The 18,301-nt window shown below is 64.8% G+C and carries 17 protein-coding genes; 2 read left to right on the forward strand and 15 right to left on the reverse strand.

The features are described from left to right. Window positions 1–339: 339 nt before the first annotated feature. From ACIPY3_RS22275 to ftsH, 11 genes are all read right to left on the reverse strand, one after another. Window positions 340–1,830 (reverse strand): DHA2 family efflux MFS transporter permease subunit, encoded by a 1,491-nt coding sequence (locus ACIPY3_RS22275; RefSeq protein ID WP_400337549.1) that lies wholly within the window; start codon window positions 1,828–1,830, stop codon window positions 340–342. Window positions 1,831–1,933: 103 nt separating this feature from the next. Then, window positions 1,934–2,836, reverse strand: coding sequence for a pantoate--beta-alanine ligase (gene panC, locus ACIPY3_RS22280; RefSeq protein ID WP_400337551.1), 903 nt, complete (start codon window positions 2,834–2,836; stop codon window positions 1,934–1,936). A gap of 5 nt (window positions 2,837–2,841) precedes the next feature. After that, a complete protein-coding gene (locus ACIPY3_RS22285; RefSeq protein WP_400337553.1) occupies window positions 2,842–3,768 on the reverse strand; it encodes a Rossmann-like and DUF2520 domain-containing protein in 927 nt (308 codons plus the stop codon). Continuing rightward, on the reverse strand, window positions 3,761–5,281 hold the full coding sequence (locus ACIPY3_RS22290) for a PH domain-containing protein (RefSeq protein WP_400337555.1): 1,521 nt from the start codon (window positions 5,279–5,281) through the stop codon (window positions 3,761–3,763). Before ACIPY3_RS22290 ends, ACIPY3_RS22285 begins: the two co-directional genes overlap by 8 nt. Further along, window positions 5,278–5,790 (reverse strand): PH domain-containing protein, encoded by a 513-nt coding sequence (locus ACIPY3_RS22295; protein ID WP_400337556.1) that lies wholly within the window; start codon window positions 5,788–5,790, stop codon window positions 5,278–5,280. Before ACIPY3_RS22295 ends, ACIPY3_RS22290 begins: the two co-directional genes overlap by 4 nt. Further along, window positions 5,771–6,295 carry a DUF3180 domain-containing protein gene (locus tag ACIPY3_RS22300; protein ID WP_400337558.1) on the reverse strand — a complete coding sequence of 175 codons (525 nt, stop codon included), beginning with the start codon at window positions 6,293–6,295 and terminating at the stop codon, window positions 5,771–5,773. Before ACIPY3_RS22300 ends, ACIPY3_RS22295 begins: the two co-directional genes overlap by 20 nt. A gap of 3 nt (window positions 6,296–6,298) precedes the next feature. Then, on the reverse strand, window positions 6,299–6,838 hold the full coding sequence (gene folK / locus ACIPY3_RS22305) for a 2-amino-4-hydroxy-6-hydroxymethyldihydropteridine diphosphokinase (protein ID WP_400337560.1): 540 nt from the start codon (window positions 6,836–6,838) through the stop codon (window positions 6,299–6,301). Next, a complete protein-coding gene (folB, locus tag ACIPY3_RS22310; RefSeq protein ID WP_400337562.1) occupies window positions 6,835–7,197 on the reverse strand; it encodes a dihydroneopterin aldolase in 363 nt (120 codons plus the stop codon). The genes folK and folB overlap by 4 nt, the downstream gene beginning before the upstream one ends. An 11-nt stretch (window positions 7,198–7,208) precedes the next feature. Beyond that, window positions 7,209–8,114, reverse strand: coding sequence for a dihydropteroate synthase (gene folP / locus ACIPY3_RS22315; protein ID WP_400337564.1), 906 nt, complete (start codon window positions 8,112–8,114; stop codon window positions 7,209–7,211). Window positions 8,115–8,122: 8 nt separating this feature from the next. After that, complete coding sequence (folE, locus tag ACIPY3_RS22320) at window positions 8,123–8,755, reverse strand: GTP cyclohydrolase I FolE (RefSeq protein ID WP_400337566.1); 633 nt, start codon at window positions 8,753–8,755, stop codon at window positions 8,123–8,125. 10 nt (window positions 8,756–8,765) lie between these two features. Continuing rightward, window positions 8,766–10,835: an ATP-dependent zinc metalloprotease FtsH gene (gene ftsH / locus ACIPY3_RS22325; protein WP_400337568.1), complete on the reverse strand. Its 2,070-nt coding sequence runs from the start codon at window positions 10,833–10,835 to the stop codon at window positions 8,766–8,768. 613 nt (window positions 10,836–11,448) lie between these two features. Here ftsH and ACIPY3_RS22330 point away from each other — a divergent pair. Next, a complete protein-coding gene (locus tag ACIPY3_RS22330) occupies window positions 11,449–12,429 on the forward strand; it encodes a hypothetical protein (protein WP_400337569.1) in 981 nt (326 codons plus the stop codon). Window positions 12,430–12,935: 506 nt separating this feature from the next. Here the strand turns inward: ACIPY3_RS22330 and hpt are convergent. The 4 genes from hpt to dacB all read right to left on the reverse strand — a co-directional run bounded on the left by hpt (window position 12,936) and on the right by dacB (window position 17,459). After that, on the reverse strand, window positions 12,936–13,487 hold the full coding sequence (hpt, locus tag ACIPY3_RS22335) for a hypoxanthine phosphoribosyltransferase (RefSeq protein WP_400337571.1): 552 nt from the start codon (window positions 13,485–13,487) through the stop codon (window positions 12,936–12,938). Window positions 13,488–13,518: 31 nt separating this feature from the next. Further along, window positions 13,519–14,565 (reverse strand): tRNA lysidine(34) synthetase TilS, encoded by a 1,047-nt coding sequence (gene tilS / locus ACIPY3_RS22340; protein WP_400337602.1) that lies wholly within the window; start codon window positions 14,563–14,565, stop codon window positions 13,519–13,521. Window positions 14,566–14,834: 269 nt separating this feature from the next. Continuing rightward, window positions 14,835–15,956, reverse strand: a complete 1,122-nt coding sequence (locus ACIPY3_RS22345) for a zinc-dependent metalloprotease (protein ID WP_400337573.1) — start codon at window positions 15,954–15,956, stop codon at window positions 14,835–14,837. A 60-nt stretch (window positions 15,957–16,016) separates the two neighbouring features. Next, the gene (gene dacB, locus ACIPY3_RS22350; protein ID WP_400337604.1) at window positions 16,017–17,459 is read right to left on the reverse strand and encodes a D-alanyl-D-alanine carboxypeptidase/D-alanyl-D-alanine-endopeptidase; all 1,443 of its coding nucleotides are present in this window, start codon (window positions 17,457–17,459) and stop codon (window positions 16,017–16,019) included. Window positions 17,460–17,678: 219 nt separating this feature from the next. Here dacB and ACIPY3_RS22355 point away from each other — a divergent pair, with 219 nt between their 5' ends. After that, window positions 17,679–18,167 carry an inorganic diphosphatase gene (locus ACIPY3_RS22355; RefSeq protein WP_400272775.1) on the forward strand — a complete coding sequence of 163 codons (489 nt, stop codon included), beginning with the start codon at window positions 17,679–17,681 and terminating at the stop codon, window positions 18,165–18,167. Window positions 18,168–18,301: the final 134 nt, after the last annotated feature.

An 18,301-nucleotide genomic window follows, 5' to 3' on the forward strand; every position in this document is an offset into this window, starting at 1 on the left:
CCACCAACCAGCCACCACAGCACCCAACCCAACACCCGCCCTCGAACCCCAGATAGACACCGAAACAAGGGGCCAGCGAGAAAGCGACACCCAAACCAGGCGGTTCAATGAGAGAGCATCCCGGGGAAAGGGCGGTTCGGTGAGAGAGCGACACCCAAAACGGGCGGTTCGGTGAGAGAGCGACACCCAAAACGGGCGGTTCGGTGAGAGAGCGTCCCAAAGGGGAACGGCAGGTACGCGAAAGGCCGGCACCCACACGGGGTGCCGGCCTTTGCCAAGCCCGGAACTCAGGAGAGCCCGGAGCTCAGGAGAATCCCGGACTCACATCAACACAGATGCTCAGTGACCTCCGTGGCCAGCACCTTCCGTCCGGCGCATCATGGCGCCGAGCACAACGGCTACCACGGCAATGATCGTCGCGGCGAAGAACGCTGCCTGCATGCCGGCAACCAGCCCGGACGACGCCGAAACCACGGCGAAGATGGAGACCAGCAGCGCGGTACCTGCTGCACCGGATACCTGCTGGGCCGTGCTCATGATCGCCGAGCCGTGCGAGTACAGGTGCGGAGGCAGGGGGTTCAGGCCGGTGGTAAACGCCGGGGTGAACAGCAATGCCAGGCCCAGGCTAAGCACAACGTGCAGGGCAATGACCCAGCCGAGGGCGCTGTGATCGTCCAAACGGGAGAACTGCCACAGTGTCAGGACCATGAGAATCGAGCCGGACACCGTGAGCGGCAGCGGACCCACCTTGTCGAAGATCCGGCCAATCACGGGACCCAGCAGGCCCATCGCCAAACCACCCGGGAGGAGAGCCAACCCGGTCTCCATGGGCTGCAGGTGCAGCGTGTTCTGCAGGTACAGGGGCAGCAGGATCACTCCGCCGAACAGGGCCATCATGGCCACGACCATGAGCAGCGTGGACACCGTGAACATGCGGTAGTTGAAGGCCCGGAGGTCCAGCAACGGAGCGTCGGACTTCTGGAGCGTGAGCTGCCGGAAAACGAATAGCGCCAGGCACACGACGCCCACAACCAAGGCGATAACCGGCACGATTCCCGCGTTGGCTCCCCCGATCTGGCTCAGGCCGTACACCAGGCCGCCGAACGCGGGGACTGTCAGAACGACGGAACCAAGGTCAAGGGTGGTCTTGCCGCGTTCCCCAACGTTGGTGAGGAACTTCGCGCCGATGGCCAACGCGGCCAGAGCCACGGGCAGCACGAACACGAACATGAAGCGCCAGGAGAAGTGGTCCAGGATGATGCCGGAGACCGTGGGTCCCATGGCGGGGGCAACCGAGATGGCGATGCTGACATTGCCCATCACGGCTCCTCGGCGGGACATGGGCACCAGCGTGAGGATGGTGGTCATGAGCAGCGGCAGCATAATGGCCGTTCCGCCGGCCTGGACAATGCGGGCCAGCAGAAGCACGGTGAATCCCGGAGCAAGGGCGGCCAGCAACGTACCGCCGCTGAACAAGCCCATGGCCAGCATGAACGAGGCCCGGGTGCTCAACCGCTGCAGGATGAAGCCGGTGGTGGGGATGACCACGGCCATGGTCAACATGAACCCGGTGGCCAGCCATTGGACTGTGGGCGCATCCACCCGGAGGTCCGTCATGAGCCGCTGGAGCGCGACGTTCATGATGGTCTCGTTGAGGATCACCACGAACGTGGCAACCAGCAGCGTGACGATGACCGTGACGGACTCGCGGGACATCTTGCCGGACACCTGCGGGCCCGGCGTCTGCTCAGGAGCAGCTGCGCCGGAAACAGCACCGGTAGCGCCGGAAACGGGATCGCCGGAGGCGCCGGACGTGACGTCGGTAGACATGGGAATTCCCTTGGCTTGAGATTTGGTTTCCGGCGTTCAGCGCCGGTGAAGACAGGAACAGTCTAAACTCCTCCACCATTCCCGTCAGCAGAAAATCCAAACGTCAGGAATCCAGTGGTGCGTTGTCAATCAAACGCACAGGACCGACCTTCGCCGCGATGATCGCCAGGCCTTCGCCACGGAAAGGAGTCTCCTTGCAGTTTTCGGCAAGCGGCTCAAGGGTGATGGGGTCCACCACGTCGAAGTAGTCCAGTTCCACCAGTGGCTGGGACTGCACGAGTTCGACGGCGGAGTCCAGGTCCAGGGGTTGGTGCGCGTTCGCGCGGGACTCGATCAGGCGCAACGCCCGCGACAACACGAGCGCCGCTTCGCGCTCCTTGTCGGAGAGGAAGCGGTTGCGGCTGGACAGTGCAAGTCCGTCTTCGCTGCGGACGATCGGCACAGGCACAATGTCCACGGGGAAATTCAGGTCAGCCACCATCCTCGTCACCAGGGCCAACTGTTGCGCATCCTTCTGCCCGAAATAGGCGCGGTAGGCCGCCGTCGTGCCGTCCGCTGCCGCTCCTCCCGGCAGGCCGTAGTGCAGCAGTTTCGCAACCACGGTCAGGGCACCATCGAAGTGGCCGGGGCGGGAAGCGCCCTCCCATTTTTCGCCGAGCGGACCCGAAGTGACCCGCACCAGCGGCTGCCCCCCGGGGTAGACCTCCTCCACAGTGGGCGCGAACACCAGGTCAACACCCTCCGCCTCCAAGAGGGCGAGGTCCGCTTCGAGCGTGCGGGGGTAGCGGTCGAGGTCCACGGCGTCGCCGAACTGCAGCGGGTTCACGAAGATCGTGGCAACAACAACGTCGTTTTCGGCCACGGCTGTCCGTGCCAAGGCCGCATGCCCGGAATGCAAGGCCCCCATGGTAGGCACCAGGCCCTGCGACGATCCACCCTTTTCAGCGAGGAGCCGCGCGCTCTCTGAGCGCAGTTCCGCCGCCGTGGTGACGAGTTTGATGGCCATGCTGTTCAGTTTCCTTCCGGCGACGAGTTCCCGTTGAAGGGTTCTGTCCCATTGTCCAGGGCCTCGTTGATCTCCTGCAGTTGATCCGGCCGCAGCAGCCCGCGGTTCTCCGCCCGCCGCGCAGTGGCCTTCGCCATGGCTTGGTAGGCAGCGAGGACGTCGCCGCCGGCACCGCCGTCGTACTCCATCAGCGCCTGTGCGTGCGCCGAAACGGTACCCACATCGCCTCTGGCCACGGGCCCGGTCAGGGCTGATTCGCCGGACGCGAGGGCGTTCTCCAGTGTGGCCCGCAGCAACGGACCGAGCATCGACTCGGGTGCTTCTACCCCGATTTCGCGCAACAGCTGCGAGGCCTGGGCAACCAGCGTGACCATGTGGTTGGAGCTGTGGGCCAGGGCTGCGTGGTAGAGCGTACGGTCGGCCTCCGCAACAACCACCGGCTCCGCGCCCATTTCCACCACCAAGGCCTGCGCAATCGGCAGCATGGCCGCGTCCGCGGTGACGCCGAAGGTGCAATCCATGAGCCTGGTCAGGTCCAGGCTCATGCCGGTGAAGGTCATGGCCGGGTGCATCGCCAGCGGGATCGCGCCCGCCGCACGCACGGGTTGAAGGATTCCGACGCCGAACCGTCCTGAGGTATGCGCCACCAGTTGGCCTGGCTGCCAGGCTCCGAGTTTCGCCAACCCCTCAACAAGGTCGCCGAGGGCGTCGTCCGGGACAGCGAGCAACACCAACTCGGACCGCTCCACGATGTCCTGGATCTCCAGGACCGGGACCCCTGGCAGCAGGCTTTCGGCCCGCTCCCGGCTCGCCTCCGAGACGGCGGAAACCCCGACGACGGCATGCTCGGCCGCGCGCAAAGCCGCACCCAGGACGGCGCCCACTTTGCCGGCGCCGATGATCCCGACTCCGAGTCGTCCTGGCCTAGCCATGATGGGGATCCTCCTGTTGGGTGGTGTTGGGTTCGACGGCGGGTGGCTGGGTTGGGGTGTGCGGCTGGAAGGACACCTGGGCGAGCCACTGCTCGGAGGTTTGCCGCTTCCTGGCTTCCCTGGCACGCGCGGCCTGCTGGTCGAAGAGCTGCACAGCCTGCGCCACATCAGCTTGGTAAAGGCGTGGCGCCACGGGTCCGGCCGTGGTGTGCAGGACCAAGTCGGTCACCCCGAACCGGCGCGCCAACGGTCCTTGCTGCAGCGCCATGGACTGGGTGCGTTGGTGCGGAACGAGCACCAAGGCGTGCCACCAGCGGCCGGAACGTAGCAGCAGCGCAGTGCGTGTTGCCAGGAATCCGTTGCGGCGCCAGCCAAGGGGGGCCAAGAGACGTGCTCGCCGGGGGGTCGTCGTGAAGCCATCGTTGCCGCCGGACACCGGCGCCAAGCCTTCCAGTCCGGCAGTGAAGACACCCTGGGGATCGTCAACGCCCGGATCCGGGAGGACGAGCGAGAGCATCACCATGACATCGGACTTCAATCCAACCGGCAGCAGCGTGGTCCGCGCAGCATTCTCGTTGCCGGGCGTACCTCCATACCCTGCAACGTTGACGTGCATCCGGTACCACCCGAAGAGCCGCCACAAGGGAGACTGCGTGATCTTGAGCGCCTGGATCCGGCCGGGCGGGACGGTTTGGGCCTGCGTGTCCAGGAGGCCATTGCGCAGCCGGATGCCGTCCGGGGAAATGGCCGCAGTGAAGTTGTACCCCTTGTTGAAGGAACTCCAGTAGGCCGCGCCGATACCCAGAATGGCGGGGATCAGGGCAAAGAAGATCGCGTTGTTCTCGGTGTACACGGAGATGGCAACCGAAGCAGCTGCGGCCAGCAGGATGCCCACGGTCTGTTCGCTCAAGAGCAACGATCCAATCAACCGCGACTGCGGAACGGACAGGACGCGCTGCTCGGGCGCCTCCGGGATCTCCTCGATGGTCTCCTGTCCGGTGACCACACCGGCGGCACGCGCAAGGATCGCCGCCCGCAGTTGCTTGGCCTGCGCCAAGGGAAGGTAAGCCAGGCGCACCGCCGATTCACCGGCGTCGGCCACTTCGAACTTGAGCTCGGCGAGGCCGAAGATCCGCGCCAAAAGCGGCTGCACAATGTCGATCGCCTGGACGCGGTCCAGCCGCGCCTGGCGCTGCTGCTTGAACAGCCAGCCCGTATTCACGCGGACATAGCCCTCGGCCACCTGGTACCGGGTGAAGTACCAACTGAGGATGAAACCGCCGACCGCAAGAAGCAGCAGCACCCCGCCGCCCACCAACAACCAGAAGACCCGTCCGTTGAGGTGTGGATCAAGGAAATCGCGGCCCTGGAGTACGCGCTCGAAAGCGTCGCGACCGAAGAAGTAAAGCACCGCGGCCAGCGCTACCCACCCCCGCACGAACGGCGAGGCAGGATGCACGCGCCGCCAATCGCCGTCGACCGCTTTTCCCGGAAGGCTCACTTCCGGGCTCACAGCCCGGCCAGCCTGGCTTCTCCACGGGCGGAAAGCTGCTCGCGCAACCGCGCGCCCTCAGCGGCCGGCAGTCCAGGCAGGTGGGCGTTGGTTCCCGCGGAGGCGGTGTGGAGTTTCAGGGTGCACAGCCCCAGGCTGCGTTCCACGGGCCCCACCGCGACGTCCACGTACTGCATGCGGCCATACGGCACCACCATGGTGCGCTGGAAGAAGATGCCACGACGGATCAGCAGGTCATCGTCGCGTTCCGCATAACCGATCGCCCGGACCTGGCGGGGAATGAGCACCAGCCGCCATAAGGCAAGAATCAGCATAAAGGCGGGCACCGCGATCGCGAGCCACAGCGGGGGCCAACGCCACCAGCCCAACTGCACGAATACCAGGGGAAGGCTCAGGATCGCCACCATCACCAGGTTGCCCACGGCCCACTCCACCAGCCGCACGGTGACGTACTTCGGCGAAACGCGCAGCCACTGGACGCCCGGCGGATCAATCGCCTCGGTATGCATATTCGCCTTCACCTTTTGTTTCGCCGCGCCGCTTCTCCGGTCCCCCGGCGGTACCGCCCTCGAAGTCCTCCGGCGGGATGCGGCAGAACCGCTCCACCACCAGCCCGACGATGATCATCACCACTCCGCCGCCGCCCATCAGGAGGGCGTTCCAGAGGATGCCCTCACCGCTTCGCAGGGTGCCGATCCGCAGGAGGTCAAGGGAAATCCCGGCGTGCCAGCCAAGGAGCAACGTCCCCGCGTACGCGCAGGCCTGTGCAAGGACGAGTGTCCGGGCCGCCATGATGGGGTCCAGCATGGTCTTCTTCTTGCCGTTGCGCCACCGCAGCACGCGGATGCCCATCACCAGGGTCAGCAAGGCAATCACGCCCATGGTGACCAGCGCCGAGACGGGCAGAACCGGTGTGGGCATGCTGACACGGTTGGTCACCGTCGTGGCCAACCAACCGATCAAGGCGGATACGACGGCGATAATCACCAGGACCCACGGACGCATGGCTTTCATGGGCTACTCAACAGCTCCCGTGGCAGGCACACCGGCAACGTCGCCATAGCCGTCAAAGCGGCGGATGTCCGGCATGTCGGCGGCGACGGCGGCCAGCTCGGCCACGCTCTTGCCGCCCAGCTGTGCGTTCGGTTCCAGGAGCGACCACGGGTACAGGACGAAGGCCCGCTCGGCGGCCCGGGGGTGCGGGATGGTGAGGACGGGATCGTCGCTCTGCACGTTTCCATACACAATGATGTCCACGTCCAGCGTCCTGGGACCCCAGCGGACTTCGCGGGTCCGGAGATGCTTTTGCTCCACCGCATGGCAGTGCTCCAGGAGCTCCGACGGCGCAAGGGTGGTTTCGATGGCCATGACCATGTTCAGGAAGTCAGGCTGGCCCTCCGGACCGCCAACAGCCTTGGTCTGCACCACAGGGGAAACCCCGAGGAGGCGCACCTCCGCCGGATCCACCAAATCCGCGACGGCGGTGGTCAGGGTGTCGTTGCGCTCCCCCAGGTTGCTGCCGAGGGCCAGGATTACCTTGGTGTACCCGGCGCTCATGTCCGCTCCCGGTGCACACTGACCGTCACGTCGCCGAAGGGAACCTCGATGGGAGCCTTCGGCTTGTGGACCGTAACGTCGACGGCGGCAAGGGTCCGGTAATTGGCCAGGATGCCCTCGGCGATCCTCACGGAGAGGGCTTCGATCAGGTTCAGGGGCTCACCCTCGATGTACGAGGTGATCAGTTCAGCGACTTCGCCGTAATGCGCCGTGTACTGCAGGTCATCTGTCTCGGCGGCCTTCGTGAAATCCGTGTGCAGCACGGCATCCACGACGAACGGCTGGCCATCGCGGCGCTCGAAATCGAACACCCCGTGATAGCCGACGGCGGTGATGCCGGTCAGCGTGATCCTGTCCACAGCGCCTCCGATCAGCGGGCGATCCGGGCGGCGACCTTGACGGCGTCAAGGCTGGGGCCGACGTCGTGAACGCGGACAGCCCAAGCACCCTTCGCGGCACTCAAGGCGGTAATGGCGGCAGTGGCGGCGTCCCGCTCCTGCGGGGCCGCGGCCTTGCCGGAAACAGTCAGGAGGGAGCCAAGGAAGCGCTTGCGGGAAGCGGCAACCATCACCTTGTGGCCAAGCTCAAACAAACTGTCGAGGTTCTTGAGGATCTCCCAGTTCTGGTCCTCGTTCTTGGAGAAGCCCACGCCCGGGTCAACAATGATCTGCTCCGGGGCAACGCCGGCCGCGTACAGCTTGTCGCGGACGCCCTTCAGCTCAGCCACGACTTCTTCGGTGACGTCCTCATAGTCAGCGAGGCTGTCCATCGTTTGGGCATCGCCGCGCCGGTGGGTCAGGATGTACGGAACCTTGGTGCGTGCCACCAGTTCCGGCATGCCGTCCTCGATGGTGAGGCCTGAAACATCGTTGATGATCGCGGCTCCGGCTTCGACGGCAGCTGCTGCCGTGGAGGTGTGCATGGTGTCGATGCTGACCAGCGCACCCGCCTTGACCAAAGCCTGGATGACGGGGAGCACGCGGCGCTGTTCCTCTTCGGGGTCCACCGGCTCTGCGCCGGACCGCGTCGATTCGCCACCGACGTCGATGATGTCGGCGCCAGCGTAAAACATCCGCAAGCCCAGGGCGATCGCCGTGTCAGGCGTACGGTGCGTGCCGCCGTCGCTGAAGGAATCCGGGGTGACGTTGAGGATTCCCATAACGAGGGTCCGGTCCGTTGGCAGGTCCTGGAACCTGGCCGCGGGTCGCGGCTTGCGAAGAACCGGCAGGGGGCTTGTGGCCGGGCCGGTTCCGGGTGCTGCAGCGAGGGAATCCATATATAGCTTTACCTTCCGAGTATGAGGCTCATGGCCTCGGCGCGGGTGGCCGGGTCATGGAGTTGACCGCGCACCGCACTGGTGACGGTCTTGGCGCCTGGTTTGCGGATGCCGCGCATGGACATGCACATGTGTTCGCATTCCACCACGGCAATCGCCCCGCGGGGGTTGAGGTGCTTCACGAGCGCCTCGACGATCTGCGTGGTGAGTCGCTCCTGCACCTGGGGGCGGCGCGCATAGATGTCCACGAGCCGCGCAAGCTTGCTGAGGCCGGTCACTTTGCCGTCATGTGACGGAATGTAACCAACATGCGCGACGCCGTGGAACGGAACCAGGTGGTGTTCGCAGGTCGAATAGAAGGGGATGTCCTTCACCAGGACAAGCTCTTCATGGTCGAGGTCGAACGTGGTGGACAGGACATCCACAGGGTTCTGGTGGAGGCCGGCAAAAACCTCGGCATACGCCTTGGCCACGCGCTTGGGCGTATCCTGCAGGCCTCCGCGATCGGGGTCTTCACCGATGGCCAGCAGGATTTCACGAACCGCTGCTTCGATGCGGGGGCGGTCCACTTTGTGGCTTCCCTTGGAGTCGCCGGCTGAGCCGTGGGCGGCGGCGAGGTCGTCGTCGTCGAAATGAGTCACAGCAGAAAGCTTAGCCGTGAAGCGGGGAGTCGTTGCCGCCGTCGGGTCCCGGTGCCTGGAAGTTGTCCTGGCTGCTGACGCCTTGGGCGTGCGGGGCGACGGAGTCCAGCGGCTCGTCCAGGCGGGCCTTCTTGGCTTCCTCCTGGGCTTCGCGTTCGGCCTTTTCCGCGCGGCTTTCCACCGGTGGAATGGTCTGCACCGGACGGGATTCCTTGGACAGCCAGATCTCGCGGAAGTCGCGCTTGCGGACATCACGGAAGATGTCAGCAATTTCGGCTTGGTTCAGGGTTTCACGCTCGAGCAGTTCCAGCGCCAGCCGGTCCAGGATGTCGCGGTTTTCGGTGAGGATGGCGTAGGCCTCGTCATGTGCCTGGTCGATGAGCCTGCGCACTTCCTCATCCACCACGTAGGCGATCTGGTCGGAGAAGTTGCGCTCCTGTGCGGCGTCACGGCCCAGGAACGGCTCGCCGCCACCCTGGCCCAGCTTCACGGCACCCACTCGTTCGCTCATGCCGTACTGGGTAACCATCTTGCGGGCGGTCCCGGTGGCCTTCTCGATGTCATTCGAGGCGCCCGTCGAGGGATCGTGGAACACAATTTCCTCGGCAACGCGGCCACCCATGGCGTACGCCATCTGGTCCAGCAGTTCGTTGCGGGTCACCGAGTACTTGTCATCCTCGGGCACCACCATGGTGTACCCGAGGGCGCGGCCACGCGGGAGGATGGTGATCTTGGTGACCGGGGCCGAGTTGCGCAGTGCTGCGGCAACCAGGGCGTGCCCACCTTCGTGGTAGGCAGTGATCTTCCGCTCGAGTTCCTTCATGACACGGCTGCGCTTCTGCGGTCCTGCCATGACGCGGTCGATGGCCTCATCCAATGCCCGGTCATCAATCAGGTTGGCGTTGGAGCGTGCCGTCAGCAGTGCGGCTTCGTTGAGGACGTTGGCCAGGTCCGCACCCGTGTAACCGGGGGTCTTCTTGGCAACAGCCTTCAGGTCAATGCCCTGGGCCATTGGCTTGCCCTTGGCGTGGACGTTCAGGATCTGCTCGCGGCCAACAAGGTCCGGAGCTTCCACGGTGACCTGGCGGTCGAAACGGCCCGGGCGAAGCAGTGCGGGGTCCAGGACGTCCGGACGGTTGGTCGCGGCGATCAGGATGACGTTGGTCTTGACGTCAAAGCCATCCATCTCCACCAGGAGCTGGTTCAGCGTCTGCTCACGTTCGTCATTGCCGCCGCCGATGCCGGCACCACGGTGACGGCCAACGGCGTCGATCTCGTCCACGAAGATGATGGCCGGGGAGCTGGCCTTGGCCTGCTCGAACAAGTCACGGACACGGGAAGCACCAACACCGACGAACATTTCAACGAAGTCCGAGCCGGAGATGGAGAAGAAGGGGACGCCGGCCTCGCCAGCCACAGCGCGGGCCAGGAGGGTCTTACCGGTACCTGGAGGGCCGTAAAGCAGCACGCCCTTGGGGATCTTGGCGCCAACTGCCTGGAACTTGGCCGGCTCCTGGAGGAACTCCTTGATTTCCTGGAGCTCTTCCACGGCCTCGTCTGCACCTGCAACGTCAGCGAAAGTCACCTGCGGCATGTCCTTGTTGACCAGCTTGGCCTTGGACTTGCCGAACTGCATCACCTTGGAGCCGCCACCCTGCATGCGGGAAAGGAGGAACCAGAAAAGCACACCGAGCAGCAGCACCGGAATCAGCAACGAGAACAGGCCGGAGAACCAGTTGTTCTCAACAGGCTGGTCAGTGAAGCCCTTTTCCGGGTTGGCGTTGGTTACGGCCTTGACTACGTCCGGGCCACGGTCCGTGACGTAGAAGAACTGGACGTTCTTGCCCTTGTCCTGGCCATCAATGTTCAGGTTGTCCTTGAGCACCAGATCAACGCGGTTCTCCGCATCGAAGATCTTTGCCTGTTCCACCTTGCCGCTCTGGGAAAGGAGATCCAGGCCTTCTTTGGTGTCGATCCTCGTAGAGCCACCGGGAGCCAACGTTGCGAACGCCACCAGGAGCAAGCCGACGACGACAACAATCCAGATGCCCGGGCCCTTGAAGAAATTCTTAGCTTTCATCTGATCGGGGTTGCGCCCCGTCCCTCCTGGTAGTGCTGCAAGGCGCAACTTCTGCGCGCGAGTGGTGCTGCTTCAGTTTCTAGCTATACACCGTACCCAGTAATTCACGCACTGGAATGCGCAAAAGTTCCCTCTGGGCGTACAGGGGCGCAGGCCGCTACTGGCCCGCCGAGCACCTGTTCACGCCCGGCGCACCCACCACCCACACCCACAAACCCTCGCGCACCCGTTCACGCCCCGCGCACCCACCACCCACACCCACAAACCCTCGCGCACCCGTTCACGCCCCACGCACCCACCACCCACACCCACAAACCCTCGCGCACCCGTTCACGCCCCACGCACCCACCACCCACACCCACAAAACCCTCGCGCACCCGTTCACGCCCCACGCACCCACCACCCACACCCACAAAACACTCGCGCACCCGTTCACGCCCGGCGCACCCGAGAGCTCGGGTGCGTGAAGCGGAAATGGATGCGCCAACCCTGCAGAAGGGGTGCGTGGGGCGCAGGCGGGTGCGACTTTCAATGTCTCCTGCGGCACACCCTTGTCCACATACGACCGAAAGCACCTGTTCCAAGTTCGGCACAGGTCCGCATCGTTGATGTCATGCCTTTCTCCACCTTGATCATGAGCTCCGACGCCGCCCGGATCGGGCAAGACCCGCGCCTTCTTGCCAAGCGGGCCCAGCGGGGAGAGCTCGTCCGTGTGCGTCGGGGAGCCTACGTGCCGGCTCAGCTCTGGTCCGCCCTAAGCGAACCTCAAAAGCACGGTCTCCTCGCTGCAGCTTTGGTCCAGAGCAGCCAGAAAAGACCCGTCTTCGCAATGAAATCGGCCGCTTTGCTGTGGGGATTGGGTGTGGTCGGAGTTCCAGACAAATTGCAGACGGTCACGAACGATCCTCGTGGTGGGCGGTCCAAGCACGGAGTTCAACGAATCCTCGGAACCGTCGATCACGGTGTGTGCGAACTCGGCGGATTTCAGGTTACGGATAAGGCCCGGACCACCATCGAACTGGCAGGGACCCTGAGGTTTGCCGAAGCACTGGCTGTGGTTGACTCCAGCCGTCGCGAGCCGCCCAAGGTTTCCACGGGCAAAGCTTCGGATTGGGACAAGGACGTCCCGTGGGGCATCACGCTTGAGGAGAGGATCCTGCAAGACGCTGCATCCTCCCTTGGCTCGTCGTCCAGACAACAGCGTGCGGCCAAAATAATCGAATTCTCCGATCCTCAGTCGGAATCCGTTGGCGAGTCAATGAGCCGGGCAAAGATGATCCTGCAGAGATTTCCCTTGCCGCGGCTGCAAGCGTCCTTCGCGCTAAAGAGTGGAAAGACCGCACGAACGGATTTTTGGTGGCCCGAACTCGATCTCGTGGGTGAATTCGATGGCCAGGGAAAGTACTTGCGAAACCGACTTCGGGGCGGCAAGACCATTCAACAAGTGGTCATGGAAGAGAAAGCACGGGAGAACGCCCTGCGTGCACTCGGATTAACCGTCATTCGCTGGGATTGGGCCGAGATGATGAACCCTGCCGCATTCGCCAAGATCCTGACCGACGGAGGCCTGGTCCCAGTTCGCCCCGGACGATGAGCTACCCGGGGCACCTTCGACACACACGCCGCACCCACACGCGCCCAGCGCACCCGTTAAGCACACCCGCCGCACCCTTTCGCGCCAAGCGCACCCGGTGGGACGGGTGCCTCGGGCGGAAATGGGTGCGTCGCAGAATCAGGCGTACCACCCGACGAGGGCTCACCGAAAAACAAGGCGCCACGTCGTAAAAGGATGCGTGCCGGAATCACGCGGATTGCCGCACCCACACGCGCCCAGCACACCCGCCGCACCCTTTCGCGCCGAACGCACCCGTAAAACACACTCGCCGCGCCCACACACGCCGAACGCACCCGTAAAACACACTCGCCGCGCCCACACACGCCGAACGCACCCGTCAAACACACCCGCCTCGCACCCTTTCGCGCCGAACGCACCCGTTAAGCACACCCGCCGCACCCTTTCGCGCCAAGCGCACCCGGTGTTACGGGTGCGCTGAGCGGAAACGGGTGCGGCGGGGCAGCGTGCTGCTGCGGAAGTTCGACCTATCCGTAAACGTGCGGGGCCAGGGTGCCCACGAAGTCCAGGTTCCGGTACTTCTCGGCGTAGTCCAGGCCGTAGCCCACCACGAACTCGTTGGGGATGTCATACCCGACGTACTTGACGTCGATTTCCACCTTGGCAGCGGTCGGCTTGCGGAAGGCGGTGCAGATCTCCACGCTGGCGGTCCCGCGGGATTCCAGGTTGGACTTGAGCCAGGAGAGTGTAAGGCCGGAGTCGATGATGTCCTCGACAATCAGGACGTCCTTGCCCATGAGGTCGGTGTCCAGGTCCTTGAGGATACGGACCACGCCCGAGGACTGGGTGCCCGAACCGTAGGACGACACAGCCATCCAGTCCATGCTGACGTGGCTGTGCAGTGCACGGGCGAGGTCCGCCATGACCATCACGGCACCCTTGAGGACACCGACGATCAGCAGTTCGCGGCCCTCGTAGTCCTTGTCGATCTGCGCTGCCAGTTCGGCGATGCGCGTCTGGATTTGCTCTTTGGTGTAAAGAACGTGCTTGAGGTCTGCCTGGACGTCGTTTGAATCCACCAATGGCTCCTGTTTGATGCTCGGGGTGCGGCTACTGTTGGGCCGATTTCTGATGCCGGAATACTAGCTTCCCACAGCGCGCGGCCTCGCGGGGACCGGTCGGTGCCGGATCACCTGGCGCAGCGCCCCGATCCTGCTCCAAATCGCTCAGTGAAAGGCGGTAGACGCTGACATGGCCGGGCAGCTCCACCGGACCTGCCGAACCACGCCGCCGGAGCAGCGCTTCCGCGGCCTGGAGGCGCCCGTAACCGGGTTGTTGACCGCCGACGTCGGCCGCCGCCTTGGCAATGACGCGGAACCTCAGCGCCGGGGCAAGATCCCGGACGGCGTCCTCAGGCAACCAAGCTCCGTCCGGCGTCCGGTTCACGAGAGAGAGGTAGGTCTGCTGGGCCAGGTCCTCCAGGAAGTCGGCATCCTGCTGGAGGATGGCCGCGGTCCGGGCCAGGGATTCGGCGACCCCGGGTCCGAGCTTCTCTTCCAGCACCGGCATGACCTCAACCCGGGTCCGGGACCTGGCGAAAGACGGATCGGCATTGCTGGGATCGTGCCACGGAGAAAGCTCTTCCACGTCGCAGATTTCCAGGGTCTCGGAACGCCGCAAGCCAAGGAACGGGCGGAGCAAACGCTTCCGCGCCGGCCGCATACCGGCCAGGGACCGGGTGCCGGAGCCACGGGCCAGGCCCAGCAGGACTTGCTCGGCCTGGTCATCCAGCGTGTGGCCCAAGAGGATCGCTTCGGAGCCAAGGTCATCGGCCGCGGCATCGAGTGCTGCGTGCCGGGCATCCCGGGCCGCAGCTTCCGGGCCGAAGCCAGTGGAAGCCACGGTCACCGTCCGCACCTCCACGGGTGATAGGCCGAGCTCGCGGAGAACTGAGGCTGCCTCAGCAGCTACTTCGGCCGAGCCGGGCTGCAGCTGATGGTCCACCACCACGCCCGCGACGGAAATCGGACGCCCATCCACGTGGCCCCGGCGGGCAAAGTACGCGGCAACGGCAGCCAACGCCAAGGAATCCGGTCCGCCACTGCAAGCCACCAGCACCCGTGATGGGTAGCCGGCAGCGGCCAAGGCGTTCTGCAAGTGTTTCCGTGCTTTGCCAACGACCGGCGCCAAACGGCCAGGCCGGCGTCGGCCTTTTCCGGAGGCCGTATCCACCGAGGCGCCACCTGCCGCGGCGGCAGGGCCGGGCGAACCGCCAGGTCCCGAGGCGCCACCTGCCGCGGCGGCAGGGCCATGCGAACCGCCAGATCCCGAAGCGGCACTCGCACCGGCAGGGCCGTGCGAACCGCCAGATCCCGAAGCGGCACCTGCCGCGGCACCGGAGCCCGAGGCGTCAGGGAGCGAACCGCTCAAAGCCCCATCCGCTCGAGCCAGAGCTTGGGATCGTGGATCTCTTCTTCCGTGGGCAGGTTCCCGGCCGAATCCCACACCTTGTTGAAGCCATCCATACCGGCCACCGCCACCACGCCGCGGACGAACTTGGCGCCATCGGTGTACTGGCGCATCTTGGCGTCGAGCCCGAGGATGTTGCGGATGAACTTCTCCACGATCCCGCGGTCCTTGCCGCGATCATTGAAGCGCTGGCGAATGGTCCTGACCGAGGGCACGATGCTCGAATCCACGGCGTCCATCACCACGTTCGCGTGGCCTTCGAGCAGGCTCATGACGGCGGTGATGTGGGAAAGGGCGGCTTTCTCCTCTGGGTCTTGGAGGAGGTCGAGAATGGCTCCGCGGCCGGGGACATTGCCCGATGCGGTTCGGTCCTTCAGGGACTTGGCCACGGCACTGGCACGTTCAACCAGGGAATCCATGTTGCCGAGCAAGTGGCCGCTGAGGTTCTCGATCTGGTCCAGCATGTGGTGCCGGAGCCAGGGTGCCGCGGCGAACTGAACCCGGTGCGTTTGCTCGTGCAGGCAGACCCAGAGCCGGAAGTCGTCCGGGTGGACGTTCAGCTCACGTTCCACGGAGATGATGTTGGGTGCAACCAGCAGGAGCCGGCCGCCCGGCGGAACGTTCGAGCCCGGAGCGAGCGCGGCGAAGGGATCGTATTGGCCCAGGACCTTGCTGGACAGGAAAGCAAGGATTGCTCCGAGCTGGCTTCCCGTAATGGCACCGCTGGCGCTGGCTGCCGCCGGAGACATGGAAATTCCGCTGCGGCTCTCAAGGAGCTTCTGCAGCGCCGGTTGCAGCATGACGGAGAAGCTTTGGGTGTTGGCCTTGGACCACGAGGCCCGGTCAACCACCAGGACGTGCGAATCGCGGAGGTCCTTGGCGGCCTCGAGCCCGGTGATGTCATGGACATGCGGGACGGAGATGTCCGCGTTGAAACGCAGGTTCTCCACGGCTTTGCCGATCTCCGCAGCACTGAGCGCCGGGCCGGGAGGAGCCAGCCGGGCAGCAGTGGCCGCGGCAAGGTCCCAATTGATCAGGGACGAAGCCCCTGCTGACGAATCTCGGGCGGATGTCACCATACGGTCCATCACATCACACGTAACTGACAGTGCGCCCTTAAGTTCGCTCCGCGCTGAGCTTCAGCCGCGGCATCCGCAGGCAGCGAGGACCGAAGCCGAACGGTCCATGGCTACCTTGTTTCCCGCCGCGCCCGGCTCCAGGCCGTTGCCAATGAAGGAGAACACCAGGAGCCGTCCATCCGCATCCACCACATAGCCACTCAGGGCGATCACGGTGTTGAGCGTCCCGGTCTTGGCCCGGACCAGCCCTGCGCCCTGGGCGGTACTCGGATCCACGTACCTGTCATCGAGGGTGCCGGTGAGTCCGGCGACGGGGAAACCATCCAACGCCGCCCGCAGCGAAAGATCGGGCCCGCTGGTGATGGCGCGGACCACCTCAGCAAACTGTCGTGCGCTGACCTGGTTCTCCAGCGCGAGGCCGGAAACATCGGCCAACTCCATGGAATCCGTGGCGATTCCCAACTCCCCCAGCCTCTGCCGCACGGCCGCTGTGGCGCCGTCGTACGTCGCTTTCTGGCCCGAAGCGGCAGCCGTGAGCCGTCCCAGCGCTTCCGCAAGGAAGTTGTCCGAGGTTTGGAGCATGTGGTCCACCTGCTCGCTGACCGTTGCGGATTCGGCGCTGGCCAGCAGTTTGGCGGGGAGGCCCTTGCCGCGTTCGACGCCGGAACCCACCTCGACGCCGGCAGCGGCCAATTGCTCGGCAAAGGCTTGGGCGGTGGTCACCGCGGAATCCTGCGGACGGGGTCCAGTAGTGGTGGTCGGCGAATAGCGGCCGGAGTTCAGGGCCAGGGAGTACAGGGGGGCAGTCTCCCCGGCGGCGACGTCGCCAAGGCTCCAGGCCGGGTTCAAGGGGGCGCCGGAGAACAAGGAATCGTCCACCTGCACGGTCACGGGACCTTTGATACCGGCGCTTTTCAGGGAGGCAGCGGTGTCCGTCGCCAAAGTAGCCAGCCCGGCGTGGCCCAGCACAGCGGAGGGATCGGAAGCACCGCCGCCCAGGAGCACATCCCCTCCCCCGGTGAGGACCACTGTGTGGGGATCGTCCGTACCGAGCACGCGGGTAGCGAAACGGGTTTCCGGACCCAGGGCTTTCAACGCGGCGACGGCGGTGAGCAGCTTCATGTTCGACGCGGGGATCCGGTTGGTGGCAGCGTTCCGGTCGAAAAGTACCTTGCCCGTGGCGGCATCGAGCACAACACCGGTGATGGAACCGGAACCTGACGGCTTGAGTGTCTCTTCCAGGAGTTTTGCAACGTCGGCCTGTACGGGCATGGGCGCGTTGGCGTCGAGGGGCTGGACCGCGCTGGAACCGGACAAGGCGCTTGGCGACTGTTGCCAGGAAGGAAGGGACGGCGAAGGCTTGGGGGCCAGCAGCCCGGGGACCATCCCGGCCACCACTACGGCTACGGCGCAGAGCAAAACGGCGGCCAAGAGCAACGGCCATTTCAGGCGCCCCCAGGCCGCGGACAGCCCAGCGCGGGCATCCCCGTTTTTAATGCCCATCATGGAAGTTGCTTGGTCCTGTCAGTCCTGAAATGTCCCCGCCGGTTCAAGAAACCCGGGTGTCTCGCTATATCCTCAATAGTAGTCGGCGGCGTCGGCTGTACTTTCGCCTGCCGCCAGCCCTGGGCTAAGCAGACTGCCTGTGGAACCGCCAGCTCTGGCGGCCTCCGTTTCCGGGCGGAGCCTAGCCCCACCCAGACCCCGTTCAAGGAGCATTCCATGAAGCACGACGTGACCATCGAGATCCCCAAGGGATCGCGCGTCAAGTACGAAGTTGACCACGAAACCGGCCGTGTCCGCCTGGACCGCGTCCTGTTCACTTCCATGCAGTACCCCACGCACTACGGCTTCTTCGAGAACACCCTGGGCGAAGACGGCGACCCGCTGGACGCATTGGTGCTCCTGCAGGACTTCGACCTCCACCCGGGCGTCATTGTTGAGTCCCGCCCCATCGGCGTCTTCAACATGACCGACGACGGCGGCGGAGACGCCAAGGTCCTCTGCGTTCCCGTGGACGCACGCTTCGACCACATCCAGGAAGTCAGCGACGTCAGCGAATTCCTGATCAAGGAAATCGAGCACTTCTTCACCCGCTACAAGGACCTGGAACCGGGCAAGTGGGTCAAGGCCGAGGGCTGGGGCGACCGCGCAGCTGCCGAAGCCGAGCTGGAAGCTTCCATCAAGCGTTTCACGGCCGAAGGCCACTGATCCTCCCCCAACTAAGTCGCAGCTGAGCGCGTTTTGAAGGCTGAAAACGCGCACTAATGCGACTCAGTTGGGTGACGACGGCGGGTGGTGCGATCCCCTGGGAACCGCACCACCCGCCGTCGTGCTTTAAGCAA

This window comes from Paenarthrobacter sp. NPDC089714 (genome assembly GCF_044748905.1).
Classification (GTDB): domain Bacteria; phylum Actinomycetota; class Actinomycetes; order Actinomycetales; family Micrococcaceae; genus Arthrobacter.